Genomic DNA, 12,473 nt, shown 5'->3' with positions numbered 1-12,473 from the left:
TTTGCTCCCACCTGGCGAAGAGACCGATAGGATGAATCAAACCGCCGGCGGTTTGCGCGGTGCTCGTGGCTTCTTGTCGGCTGTCTTGTTCGCCGGTGGCACTGTCGCGGCAGTCGCCGCAGTAGGCTTGGCCGCTGGCTTGACCTTGGGTGTGGTGTTTTTTGCGGCAGGCTTGGCCGTGGTGCTCTTGGCGGCAGCAGGCTTGGCGCCGTCGGTTTTGCTGGCCGCCGATTTACTCGCGGCCTTGGGTGGCTTGCTGGGCGCCAGCGCTTCGGCTTCGGCCAGTTTGCGCGCCATCTCCCAGTGGCGTTTTTCCTGCCCGGTGGGTTTACCCTCGGACTCCCAGATCTGATAGGCGAATTCGCGAATGCGTTTATCGTCGGTACTCATCGCAGTGCTCCTGATTCAACTCAAGATTGGATAAAGACATTGACCGGGAAATTCCCCAGCGCGGTGCTGATCAGCAGCTCCCTTTGGGGTGTGACTGTGACGCTTGAAAAAAGTCCCTTCAGTTTTTCATCCTGGGCGGCGAACGGTAACGATATGCGGGTATCGCCCCAATCCGACGCAGCCACCAGCGGCACGGCACTGTTTTCCAGCAAGTGCGCCGCATGGACCGGTACGACAATGATCGCCCGTTGTTGCGAGTCCTCGCGCATGAAGGCCAGTATCCGCTGGGCCTGTTCGCCGAGCACTTCCAGCGGCTGGTAGCGGCCCTGGCGCCATAACTGCGGATACTCGGCCCGCACGGCCAGTGCCCTGGCGATCAAGGCTTGCTTGATCCGGCCGTCACGCCAATCGCGTACCAACGCGGTAGGGGTGTTCTCGGCGCGCATCGCCTCGCGGCGTGCCTGGAAATCCACCGGGCGACGGTTGTCCGGGTCCACCAGGCTGAAGTCCCAGAACTCGTTGCCTTGGTACAGGTCCGGTACGCCGGGTACGGTCATGCGCAGCAAAGTTTGCGCCAGGCTGTTGAGGGCACCCGCCGGGGCCACGGCCTGGACCGCCTCGGCGATGGCGCTGCGCAAGGGCAACCCCTCATCGCCCAGCAGCAGGCGTTCGAGGAACATCTGTGTGGCTTGTTCGTAAGCGTCGTTGACCGCCGCCCAACTGCTTTGCAGCTTGGCTTCACGCAAGGCCTTGCGTTGCCATTGCCACAGGCGCTCGTTGTAGGCGGCCAATGCCTTGTGGTCCTGATGGTCAAGGTCCAGCGGCCAACTGCCGAGCAGTGCCTGGTAAAGGATCAGCTCATCACCGGCCGAGGGCGCCGCCGGATCGCTGTGCAGTGAAGGCGCGAGGATGCGCCATTGTTCGACGCAGGCGGCGTACCAGTCGGCGCGTTCGCTGAGCACGGCCAGCCTGGCGCGGGTGTCTTCGCCGCGCTTGTGGTCGTGGGTGGCGGTGGTCATCAGGTTGTCGGGAAAATGCTCGAGGCGTTCGAGACACGCCTGGTGGAATTCCTGCACCGGGGCGCTGAAACGCTCGGTGTTATAGCCCACGTCATTGCGCGACAACAGCACCGCCGAGCGATAGAGGGCGGTGTCCTCCACGGCTTTGGCGGCGGCCGGCGAGGTCAGTTGCTGGAAGCGCACGCAGGCGTGACGCAGGCGTTTGCGCTGGCTGCCGCGCGGGCGTTGCCGCCAGGGCATTCCACCGAGCCAGCCGGCCAGGCAATCGAGCACCGGCCAGTCGGCTTCGCTGAGGGTTTGCCGGGCGCCTTCCAGGGCCTGGTTGAAAAACACTTCGTCTTCGGCGGCGCGTCCCAGGGGTGTGATGTAGGTGCGGTACACCGGGAAATGCACGATCAACTCCTGCAAGGCCCGTCGAATCGCGCCCAGCGTCAGGTCGCGGGTCATCACATCGTCCCGGGCCACTTGCAGCAAGGCCTGGGCGACGCTTTCGAAATCCCCGGCCAGGGAGCCATTGAGTATCTGCTGGCGGGCCAGGCGGGCTTCTTCGATGAAGTGCGCCGGCCGCTCACTGTGCCGGCTCCAGAATTCGGCGAGGGGAGAGGCGCCGGCCGGGTCATGCTGCAGCAGCGAGACCTGGTTCATGAACTCGTAACCGGTACTGCCGTCGATGTTCCAGTCCCGCCGCAAGGTCTCGCCATCACCAAGGATCTTTTCGACGAAAATCGGCAAGTGTCGGTTCGGCGACAGTGAATCGACGCGTCGGCGTAGTTTGCGGCAGTAACCCCGAGGGTCGGCGAGACCGTCGATGTGATCGATCCGCAGCCCGTCCACCAGTCCCTCGCCGATCAACTCGAAGATCTTTGCATGAGTGGCTTCGAATACTGCTGGACGCTCGACCCGCAGCCCACCCAGTTCGTTGACATCGAAAAAACGCCGCCAATTGATATCGTCCGCCGCGGTGCGCCAGCTGGCGAGGCGGTAGCTCTGGCGCTCCAGCAACTGATGCAGGCGTTCGAAACCCAGGGGCTGGGTGGAGTCATAGCCACTCAGGTTGTCCTCGATGGCGGCCAGGATCCCGGTTTGTGCCGCCAGCGCCTGCAACTCCGTTTGCAACGGGCGGGCGAGGGTGTGGGCATCGGTCTGGTAATTGAGCGTGGTGAAGCGCTCAGCCAGGGTCTTGAGCGTTTCGGCTTGCTCGACGGGCAGGGTTTCGGCCGGTTTGAGCAGTTCGCCATAGTGCATCGGGCAAATCGGGAAGCGGTGTTCATAGTGCTCGACGTAGAAGCTGCCGTGGGTAGCGTCGAAGCGCAGTTGCAAGGTGCCTTCCTGCAAGGCCACGCCGTAGTCGCTGCCCAGGAACGGCAGTAACAATTGGCCTTCCATCAGCGGGTCGGGGGAATGCCACTGGATGTCGAAGAACTCGCCGTACGGGCTCAGCCGTCCCCATTCCAGCAGATCCAGCCACCAGGGGTTGTCATTGCCGCCAACGGCCATGTGATTGGAGACGATGTCGAGGATCAAGCCCATCCGGTGCTCGCGCAAGGCGGCGACCAGACGCTTGAGCGCGGCTTCGCCACCCAGCTCGGGGTTGACCAGGGTCGGGTCGACGACATCGTAGCCGTGCATGGACCCGGCGCGGGCCTTGAGCAGCGGCGAGGCATAAATGTGGCTGATGCCCAGCGAGGCGAAGTACGGCACCTGGGGGATGGCATCGTCCAGGGTGAAGCCTTTATGAAACTGCAGGCGCAATGTTGCCCGCAGGGGTTGGATCAACGTCTGTTTCATCGGTCACGCTCGTTCGCCTGAAGCCTCGCGCAGGCGAGTATTTCCAGACGCCGGGCGGCGTCCGGGTGATCCAGCAACGCCTGGCTTTGCCCGGCGAGGCGGCGGCGCCAATTGGGATGGGTGTCGGTGGTACCAGGCAGGTTGGCCTGCTCCTCGATGCCCAGGGCATCTTCGAGCGGCAACAACACCAGCGGCGCGCGGGTGTGGCCGAGGAAACGCACGCTGGCATCCAGCACCTGGTCGGTCTCGCGATGTTCTTCGCGAAAGTTCTGCGGATCCTGGTTGAGCACTTGGCGCAGGCCTTCGCGTTCGCGCTCGCGGTGTTTGCGCCAGTCCATTTCGGTGGGGGAATCGATCAGGTCCAGCCGGGCGTTCCAGTCGATGTCGTGACCGTGCCACCAGCCGTTGAGCGTCGGCAAGTCGTGGGTGCTGGTGGTCGCCAAGGCGTTGTCCGGCCAGTCGAGGATAGGCTTGAAGTGGGTGTTGTCCTGTTCGAACAAGAGCACGCGCATGCCGAGGATCGAGCGTGCGCTGAGTTTGTCCCGCAAGCCCTCCGGTACGGTACCGAGGTCTTCGCCGAGGACGATGGCCTGGTGCCGATGGGATTCCAGTGCCAGCAGGCGCAGCAGGTCGTCCACTGGATAATAAAGGTAGGCACCGTCGCTGGGCGGGGCGTCGTTAGGGATCACCCAGAGCCGTTGCAAGCCCATGACATGATCGATGCGCAGGCCACCAGCGTGGGCGAAGTTGGCCCGCAGCATTTCAATGAAGGCGCGAAAGCCGTTGCGCACCAGGCCTTCCGGGGAGAACGCCGAAATGCCCCAGCCTTGGCCGGAGCGGTTGAGAATGTCTGGCGGGGCGCCCACGGTCAACGATGCGAGCAGTTCGTCCTGGCGACTCCAGGCCTGGCTGCCACCGCCATCGGCCCCCACCGCCAGGTCGGCGATCAAGCCGATGCCCATGCCGCTGGATTTGGCTGCGCTCTGGGCGCGTTCCAGGCAACGGGCGATCAACCATTGGCAAAAGGCGTAGAAACCGATCTCGTCGGCATTTTCTTCGGCGAAGTGGGCCAGGGCCGAGCTGCGCGGATCGCGCCATTCCTCCGGCCACTGCCGCCAGTCGAGGCTTTCGCCCCGGGCGGCGCGTTCGGCCTGCAAGGCCTCGAAGCGGCAATGGTTTTCCAAGGCTTCGCCGCTGGTGTGGCGGAAACTGCTGAAGTCTTCGTGCAGCGGGTGCGCACCCTGGCTGAACCCGTCGTACAGGGCGCGGAGGATTTTCTGCTTGGCCTGGGCGGCGACCGGCCAATCGATCAGCGGCTGCTCTTCCAGGGCGCGCAGTTGGTTGGTCAAGCCGGTGGCGTCGATAGCGGAGCGCAGGGCGCGTTCACCGAGGATGGTGCCGGGCGCGGCGTACAGGCTGTTGAGGAACAGTCGGCTGGACGGTGAGTAAGGGCTGTAGCGCCCGGTGTCGCTGCTGAACATCGCGTGCATCGGGCTGATGGCAATGGCTTCGGCACCGCGCTCGCCAGCCACACGGGCCAGTTCTTCCAGGGCCTGGGTGTCACCGAAGCCACCGTCACCGGGGCGTCGCAAGGCATACAGCTGCGCGCTCAGGCCCCAGGCCCGTGGCGTCGGGTCGTCCACGGCATCGGCCACGCTGTAGCAGCGGGCGGGCGCGACGGCGAGGGTGAAATGCTGGTCCCGGATGCTGACGTGCTGATAACCCACTGGGATCATCCCCGGCAGCTTGGCGTCGGCATCGAGGTTCAGGTTCAGTGTCGCGCCGTCTTCGAGTTTGATTTCGCAAGGTGTCCCGGCCTTGAAGTAGCGGCTCAAGTCCAGGCTGGCCCCGACGTCGGCGGTGATCAGCGGTGGCAGCTGATGGTTCTGTTGATCTTCCTGCAACTGCAGCAGGCTGGCGTCGATTTCCTGGGCGCTGCCGGCGGGATGGCCCAGGCCAGTGAGGACTGAACGCAAGACGGCCGGCGAGACCTTCTGGGGCCGGCCGTTGGCATCGATCCAATCCACCGCCAGGCCCGCTCGGCTGGCGAGGATTTCCAATTGCGCATCGCTCATAGGCGCTCTCCAGTGATGTTGGGCAAGGTTGTCGCCTGCGTCAGACTGACCAGCGCGCTGTGGGGCGCAAGGACGCCCTGTTGCAACAGACCCATGACGTGCTGCGGATGTTCGAAAAGAATGCGTGCCTCTTCCGGGGCGTGGTGTTCGACGGGCTGATCACCAAGGTTCAGGTCGATGCGCAACACACTGCCATCGCCCAGTCGCCAGCGCGCGCAGACGGCGCCGTTGCCCAGCACATCGGCCCCCAGGGCCTGGGCGCCGGGCAGGCGCGGGACGATCTCTTCACGGCGGATTTTCAGCAGTTGGCGATACAGCGCCTCGCTGGCCTGCTGTTCCGCTCGTTGCGGTTCCAGGCTTGGCCGTGAAGCCTCGAAGGTGCTGGCCGCGTTCGGGTCGGGAATCCGCTCGCGTGTCTGCGGATCGGCAAAGGCACTGAACGCCTTGAACTCGTTGCGTCGGCCTTCGCGCACCAGCTCTGCCAGCTCGCCGTGATGACTGGTAAAGAACAGGAACGGTTGTTCGGCCGCCACCTCGTCGCCCATGAACAGCAGTGGGATCATCGGTGACAACAGCAACAATGCCGTCGCCGCTTGCACGGCCTGGGGCGCGGCAAGCTGATGCAGGCGTTCGCCCAGGGCACGGTTGCCAACCTGGTCGTGGTTCTGCAGGAACAGCACGAACGCGCTCGGTGGCAAGTGACCGCTGGGTTCTCCCCGGGATTCGCCGTGGCGATTGAGGTGGCCCTGGAAGACGAAACCCTGGCTCAGGCAGCGTGCCAGTTGTTCCGTCGGTTGCTCGGCATAGTCGGCGTAGTAGGCGTCGGTTTCGCCGGTCAGCAGCACGTGCAAGGCATTGTGGCCGTCGTCGTTCCACTGGGCGTCGTAGCCTTGTTCCAGCAGGCTGGCCTGGTTGTGTTCGTTTTCCACGGTTAGCCAGACATGCCGGATCGGATCTACCTGTTCGCGCACCCTGGCCGCCAGTTCCTGGAGAAAGTCCGGGTCTTCGATGGCGTGTACCGCGTCGAGGCGCAGGCCGTCGAAACGGTACTCCAGCAACCACATGAGCGCATTGTCGATAAAGAAGTCCCGCACTTCGCGGCGGCGGAAATCAATCGCCGCGCCCCAGGGTGTGTGCTTGTCTTCGCGGAAGAAGCCCTTGGCATAGCGGTGCAGGTAATTGCCGTCGGGGCCGAAGTGGTTGTAGACCACATCCAGAATGACGGACAGCCCATGGCCGTGGGCGCTGTCGATCAGATGCTTGAGCTGTTCAGGTGTGCCGTAGGAGGCCTGGGGTGCGTAGGGCAGGACCCCGTCGTAGCCCCAGTTGCGATCGCCGGGAAACTGCGCCAGTGGCATCAGCTCGATGGCGGTGACGCCCAACCCGGCCAGGCGAGCCAAATGCTGTTCGACGCCGTTGAAGCCGCCCAGGGCGCCCACGTGCAATTCGTAGATCACGGCTTCGTGCCAGGGGCGGCCGGACCATTGGGTGTGCCGCCACGGGTAGGCATGCGGGTCGACCACCACGCTGTGGCGGTCGATGTCGCCGGCCTGGGCGCGAGAGGCCGGGTCCGGCACCTCCAGCTCGCCATCGATGTTGTAGCGATAGCGGGTGCCGGCGGGGCAACGGGTCTGGATCATGAACCAGCCGTCGGCTTGGGGCAGTAGCGGTATTGAATCTCCAGTGTCGAGTTCGACACTGACAAAAAAAGCATCCGGGGCCCAGAGGGCGAAGCGGGTGTGCTCGTCATCCAGCATGACCGCCCCGTGGGTCCATGTCTCAGGCGTCCTTGACGTCATTGTTACCTCATTGTCTGGCCGATTTTCCCAGTGACTTCGCCACCAGCTGTTCGTAGAGTTCGGCATAGGGTTCCACGGCCTTGCACCAGTTGAACGGCGCAGACATGGCCCGGCAGCGCATGGCGTTGAGCAGGTCGGGGAATTCGAAGACCTTGAAGGCTCGGCTCAAGGCTTGTTGATAGCTCTCTACGGTGGATTCATCGAACAGGAAGCCGGTGATGCCATCTTCGATGGTGTCCGCCAGGCCTCCGGTATTGCGCGCCACCGGCAGCGAGCCGAAACGTTGGGCGTACATCTGGCTCAAGCCGCAGGGCTCATAGCGCGACGGCATCAGCAGGAAATCGCTGCCGGCGAACATCCGCCGCGCATCGGTTTCGTTGAAGCCGATGCGCACGCCGATGCGGCCGGGAAAGCGCAGCGCCAGCTCGCGCATGGCCTGTTCTTCCTCGGGTTCGCCGCGGCCGATGATGGCGATCTGGCCGCCGGACTCGACGATGAACTCGGCGACCGCTTCGGTCAGGTCCAGGCCTTTCTGGTAGACCAGGCGCGACACCACGGCGAACAATGGGCCCGTGGAATCGTCGAGACCAAACAGTTCCCGTACATGGCTCGCGTTGACGGACTTGCCTTCCCAGTCGCCCATGGCGAACTGGCGAAACAGGTGAGTGTCGGTGGCCGAGTCCCAGCTTTCATCGATGCCGTTGGGGATGCCGCTGAGCAAGCCTTGTTGGGTCTTGGCCGCGAGGAAACCGTCGAGCCCGCAACCAAACGCCGGGGTGGTGATCTCCTGGGCGTAGGTGGCGCTGACGGTGGTGATATGGCTGGAGTAGGCCATCCCGGCCTTGAGGAACGACAATTTGCCGTAGAACTCCATGCCTTCCTGTTGCAGGGCGTGCTCGGGGATGCCCAGTTCCGGGCAGGAGGCCAAGCTGACCACACCCTGGTACGCCAGGTTGTGGATGGTAAACAGGGTCGGGGTGCGTTGCCCGCGCCAGTGCATGTACGCCGGCGCCAACCCGGCTGGCCAGTCGTGGGCGTGGACCAGGTCCGGGCACCAATGGATCTGCGCCAGGTTGGCGGCGATGTCGGCAGCCGCCAAGCCCAGGCGGGCGAAGCGAATGTGGTTGTCGGGCCAGTCGCGGCCGTTGTTGGCACCGTAGGGCGAGCCTTCGCGGGCAAACAGTTCCGGGCAGATCAGTACGTAGATCACCAGGCCGTCGGCCATGTCCATGCGCCCGATCTTGCAGGGCGGCAGCGCGGCGTGGCCGCCCAGCTCGCCGACGACGTGGATCGGATTGCCGCTGTTCATCACTTGCGGATAACCAGGGATCAACACCCGGACATCATGCAGCCCGGCCATGGCCCGGGGCAGTGCCGAGGACACGTCGCCCAGGCCGCCGGTCTTGACCAGGTCGGCGATTTCCGAGGTGACGAACAGGACTTTCTTGCGATTGGGGTTCTGTCGAACGACGGGGAGCAGTGCCTTGCCGCCGGTGGCCAGCACCGGGGCCGTCGGCGATTCGGCCGCCGGCGGTAATTGAGAACGGACGTGTTGTGGTTCCAAGGCAGCACTGATCATACATATCTCCCATTTTCTCGATCTGTTTCCGGCACGCGCCAGAGCTGTTGTTTCATTGGCCAAATCCTGCGGCCAGGCGCACAAGCGCAACGCAAGGAAAGCGAACGGCTACCCAAACGCGGCGAAGCGAATCAGCTGAAGGAGCTGTTGCAATGACCAGTGCAAGGACTGCACCAGTCGCTGTTGCCCTACCTCTAACCTGACCTGTCGCCGTTGCGAAAAGTTTCGACTTTTTTTCGTCTGGATGACCGGTCGGTTTTCCCCCCGGTTAGGCAGTCTAGGTCAGATCCTAGAGCGGTGCGCCTCGGTTCGTCGCATTGTCCGACAATCACGTTTTTTAGCGGCAATGTCTTACACGACGAAGAGGAATACGCACCGACGAAGTGCAGTTTCCTGCAAAGAAAAAAGTGTAGGGGGAGGGGGTTGGTTCATTGGCGTGCGCGATGGAATGGCGTGTTGCACCATCAAGGGGCGGGTGGAATAGAGGCGTTTTGATGGCCATTTTCCGCAAGGGAAACACGCTATTTCTGTGGGAGCGGGCTTGCTCGCGAATGCGGTGTATCAGTCAGCAAATATGTGACTGGCAGACAGCATTCGCGAGCAAGCCCGCTCCCACAGGAAGAAGTGTTCTGGGTATTGGGCTCGATTCAACCCGCCGGCGTCAGCAATCGAATCGGCGTGCCCTTTGCCCAGGCCTGCAGGTCTTCGATCATCAGGGAATAGAACTGTTGGTAATTCTGTCGGCTGACGTAACCCACATGAGGCGTGGCCAGTACGTTGTCCAGGGTGCGGAAGGGGTGGTCGGCAGGCAGGGGTTCCTGGGCGAAGACGTCCAGGGCGGCGCCAGCCAGGCGCTGGTGCTGGAGGGCGTCGATCAGGGCGGTTTCGTCGACGATCGGCCCGCGGGAGGTGTTGACCAGCAGCGCTTCGGGTTTCATCCAGCCCAGCGCCTGGGCATCCACCAGGCCGCGAGTGCGTTCGCCGAGCACCAGGTGGATCGAGAGAATGTCGGCCTGTTCGAACAACGCCTGCTTGCTGACGTAGGTCACGCCGACTTCGGCAGCCCGCTCGGCGCTGAGGTTCTGGCTCCAGGCGATGACCCGCATGCCGAACACCTGGCCGAACTGCGCCACCCGTGTGCCGATGCTACCCAGGCCGAGGATCGCCAGTGTCTTGCCGTGCAGGTCGCCGCCCAGGCCTTGCTGCCACAGGCCGGCGCGCAAGGCAGTGGCTTCCGGCACCAGGTTGCGGGTCAGGGCCATGATCAGGGCCCAGGTCAATTCGGGCGCGGCGTGCTTGTAGCTGTCGGTGCCGCACACCTGGATGCCCAGCTCGGCAGCGGCCTTCAGGTCCAGGGCGGCATTGCGCATGCCGCCGGTAAGCAGCAGCTTGAGATTGGGCAGGCGGTGCAGCAGGCCTTCGTCGAACACGGTGCGTTCGCGCATCACGCAAATCACTTCGAAGCGCTGCAAGCGTTCGGCGAGGGTGTCGCGGTCGGCGGGGTAGTCGTGGAGAAACGTCACCTGGCCGATGCTGTCCAGCACCGACCAGTCCACCACATCGCGTGCCACATCTTGCCAATCGTCTATGACTGCTATTTGCACCGCCATGTAACACCTCGTCAGGGAATGGGTTTGTCCAGCCAGCCCAGCAGGGCCTTGTGGAATCGATCCGGCTCTTCCATCTGCGGGGCATGCCCCAGATTGGGGAACTCCACCAGGGTCGAGCGGGGAATCAGCCCGGCCACCTGCTTGCCCAGTACCTCGTAGTGGCCCAGTTTGGCCTTGACCGCGGGCGGCGCGATGTCGCTGCCGATGGCGGTGGTGTCGGAGGTACCGATCAACAGCAGGGTGGGCACGGTCAGGTCCTTGAACTCGTAATAGACCGGCTGGGTGAAGATCATGTCGTAGATCAGCGCCGAGTTCCACGCCACTTGCGTATGACCCGGGCCCTTGTTCAAGCCGGCGAGCATGTCCACCCAACGGTCGAACTCAGGCCTCCAGCGGCCGGCGTAATAGGTCGTGCGCTCGTAATTGCGAATGCCCTCGGCGGTGACTTTCAGCTCACGGGCGTACCATTGGTCCACGGTGCGATAGGGCACGCCCATGGCTTTCCAGTCTTCCAGGCCGATGGGGTTGACCATTGCCAGGCGCTCGACCTGATCGGGAAACTGCAAGGCGTAGCGGGTGGCGAGCATGCCGCCGGTGGAATGGCCGAGGACGATGGCGTTCTGTACACCGAGGGCCTTGAGCAAGGCTTGGGTGTTGGTCGCCAGTTGCTGGAAGCTGTACTGGTAATGCTCGGGTTTGCTCGAGGTGCAGAAACCGACCTGGTCCGCCGCGATGACCCGGTAGCCGGCCTCGCTCAACACCTTGATCGAATCGCCCCAGGTGGCGGCGCAGAAATTCTTGCCGTGCATCAGCACCACGGTACGGCCATTGACCTTGCCTTGGGCCGGCACGTCCATATAGCCCATCTGCAACGATTTGCCCTGGGACTGGAAGGCGAAGTGCTTGAGGGTATAGGGGTATTCGAAGCCCTCCAGCTGAGCGCCGTAGGCCGGGCCTTCCGGCGGGGTGGCGGCCTGGGCGAGCAGGGGCAGGGCGGCGGTGAAGAGCAGGCTGGGCAACCAGCGCGTGGGGGTTCGGGACATGGTCAATCTCCTTGTGGCCGCGGCCGATCCTGGCGCGACCCGATTATGGCGGTATTAACCACAGGCAACCGAACGGACCGAATGTTCAACCCATCCAGCCCAGCGTGGCGAGGGCGAGCACGCCATAGCGCAGGCCTTTGGCCAGGGTCACGATCAGCAGGAAGCGGCGCCACGGCTCACCCATCACCCCGGCCACCAGGGTCAACGGATCGCCGATGATCGGCAGCCAACTGAGCAGCAGCGACCAACGGCCGAAGCGCTGGTAGTGCACGCGAGCCTTGTCCAAGTGGGCCGGGCTGACCGGAAACCAGCGCCGGTCCTTGAAGTGTTCCAGGCGTGTGCCCAGCCACCAGTTCACCAGCGAACCCAGGACATTGCCAGTCGTGGCGACCCCCAGCAGCAACCAGGCCTCATGGCGTTCGCTGAGCAACAGGCCGACCAACAATGCTTCGGATTGCAGCGGCAACAAGGTTGCCGCGCCGAAAGCAGCCAGGAACAAGCCGATATAGGCTTCGCCCATCAGTGGGCCGGGTAATCCGCCACTACAGTTTGGGTCCCGTCTTTTTTCAGGCCGATCACTTGATAAGCGTCGCTCATGCCGTCCATTTCCATGCCGGGCGAGCCCATGGGCATGCCCGGTGCTGCCACGCCGAGCAGGTCATCGCGCTTGCTCAGCGCAAGCACTTGGTCGGCCGGAACATGGCCTTCGACGAATTTGCCGTTGATTTCGGCGGTGTGGCAGGAACGCAGGTTCGGCGCCACGCCCAGGCGTTGTTTGACCGAGCTCATGTCGGCCTCGACATGGTCGTTGACCTTGAAGCCATTTTCTTGCAGATGTGAAATCCATTTTTTGCAGCAGCCGCAGTTGGCGTCGCGGTGCACATCGATGGTGACGGGTTCGGCGGCCTGGGCCAAGGTAGTCATGAACAGGGCGCTCAAGGCGAGCAGGTGCAGGGGGTTGGCCATGAAGGAGGTCTCTTGTCGAACGGTTTGGAGGGAGGATAACAGAGTAGCGAGGGCAAGCTGACAGGGGGCTGAGGCGGGGATTACACAATTGTCAGGCTGGAAGGACGAACGCAGTCTTGTGGGAGCGAGCTTGCTCGCGATAGCGGTTTGTCAGTCACAACCTTGCAGCTGATCCGACTCTATCGCGAGCAAGCTTTGCTCCCA

At 63.5% G+C, this 12,473-nt stretch carries 9 protein-coding genes; all 9 read right to left on the bottom strand.

Translation table 11 applies throughout. From position 1 onward, the window contains the following. Positions 1-36: 36 nt before the first annotated feature. On the bottom strand, positions 37-390 hold the full coding sequence (locus AB4N80_RS20290; RefSeq protein ID WP_122564612.1) for a DUF2934 domain-containing protein: 354 nt from the start codon (positions 388-390) through the stop codon (positions 37-39). A gap of 20 nt (positions 391-410) precedes the next feature. Continuing rightward, entirely contained in the window at positions 411-3,197 is a 2,787-nt protein-coding gene (locus AB4N80_RS20285; protein ID WP_460090406.1) for a malto-oligosyltrehalose synthase, read from the bottom strand. Beyond that, positions 3,194-5,272: a 4-alpha-glucanotransferase gene (gene malQ, locus AB4N80_RS20280; protein ID WP_354338715.1), complete on the bottom strand. Its 2,079-nt coding sequence runs from the start codon at positions 5,270-5,272 to the stop codon at positions 3,194-3,196. Before malQ ends, AB4N80_RS20285 begins: the two co-directional genes overlap by 4 nt. Next, on the bottom strand, positions 5,269-7,071 hold the full coding sequence (treZ, locus tag AB4N80_RS20275; protein ID WP_122564609.1) for a malto-oligosyltrehalose trehalohydrolase: 1,803 nt from the start codon (positions 7,069-7,071) through the stop codon (positions 5,269-5,271). Before treZ ends, malQ begins: the two co-directional genes overlap by 4 nt. Before the next feature lie 7 nt (positions 7,072-7,078). After that, positions 7,079-8,650: a glycogen synthase GlgA gene (gene glgA, locus AB4N80_RS20270; protein ID WP_122564608.1), complete on the bottom strand. Its 1,572-nt coding sequence runs from the start codon at positions 8,648-8,650 to the stop codon at positions 7,079-7,081. A 647-nt stretch (positions 8,651-9,297) separates the two neighbouring features. Further along, entirely contained in the window at positions 9,298-10,260 is a 963-nt protein-coding gene (locus tag AB4N80_RS20265; RefSeq protein WP_305481507.1) for a D-2-hydroxyacid dehydrogenase family protein, read from the bottom strand. 11 nt (positions 10,261-10,271) lie between these two features. Next, a complete protein-coding gene (locus AB4N80_RS20260; protein WP_460078496.1) occupies positions 10,272-11,303 on the bottom strand; it encodes an alpha/beta fold hydrolase in 1,032 nt (343 codons plus the stop codon). 85 nt (positions 11,304-11,388) lie between these two features. Beyond that, positions 11,389-11,823: a YqaA family protein gene (locus tag AB4N80_RS20255; protein WP_460078494.1), complete on the bottom strand. Its 435-nt coding sequence runs from the start codon at positions 11,821-11,823 to the stop codon at positions 11,389-11,391. Beyond that, positions 11,823-12,269 (bottom strand): DUF411 domain-containing protein, encoded by a 447-nt coding sequence (locus AB4N80_RS20250; RefSeq protein ID WP_060742242.1) that lies wholly within the window; start codon positions 12,267-12,269, stop codon positions 11,823-11,825. The genes AB4N80_RS20255 and AB4N80_RS20250 overlap by 1 nt, the downstream gene beginning before the upstream one ends. Between the last annotated feature and the right edge of the window lie 204 nt (positions 12,270-12,473).

This window comes from Pseudomonas sp. H3_A02 (genome assembly GCF_054671965.1).
This window is presented reverse-complemented; position numbering and strand designations above follow the sequence as displayed.

What these genes read in the sequence shown, in the direction of transcription:
- AB4N80_RS20250 (WP_060742242.1), bottom strand. Translation starts at nt 12,269, where the DNA reads ATGGCCAACCCCCTGCACCTGCTCGCCTTGAGCGCCCTGTTCATGACT.
- AB4N80_RS20265 (WP_305481507.1), bottom strand. Translation starts at nt 10,260, where the DNA reads ATGGCGGTGCAAATAGCAGTCATAGACGATTGGCAAGATGTGGCACGC.
- AB4N80_RS20290 (WP_122564612.1), bottom strand. Translation starts at nt 390, where the DNA reads ATGAGTACCGACGATAAACGCATTCGCGAATTCGCCTATCAGATCTGG.
- treZ (WP_122564609.1), bottom strand. Translation starts at nt 7,071, where the DNA reads ATGACGTCAAGGACGCCTGAGACATGGACCCACGGGGCGGTCATGCTG.
- glgA (WP_122564608.1), bottom strand. Translation starts at nt 8,650, where the DNA reads ATGATCAGTGCTGCCTTGGAACCACAACACGTCCGTTCTCAATTACCG.
- AB4N80_RS20285 (WP_460090406.1), bottom strand. Translation starts at nt 3,197, where the DNA reads ATGAAACAGACGTTGATCCAACCCCTGCGGGCAACATTGCGCCTGCAG.
- AB4N80_RS20260 (WP_460078496.1), bottom strand. Translation starts at nt 11,303, where the DNA reads ATGTCCCGAACCCCCACGCGCTGGTTGCCCAGCCTGCTCTTCACCGCC.
- AB4N80_RS20255 (WP_460078494.1), bottom strand. Translation starts at nt 11,823, where the DNA reads ATGGGCGAAGCCTATATCGGCTTGTTCCTGGCTGCTTTCGGCGCGGCA.
- malQ (WP_354338715.1), bottom strand. Translation starts at nt 5,272, where the DNA reads ATGAGCGATGCGCAATTGGAAATCCTCGCCAGCCGAGCGGGCCTGGCG.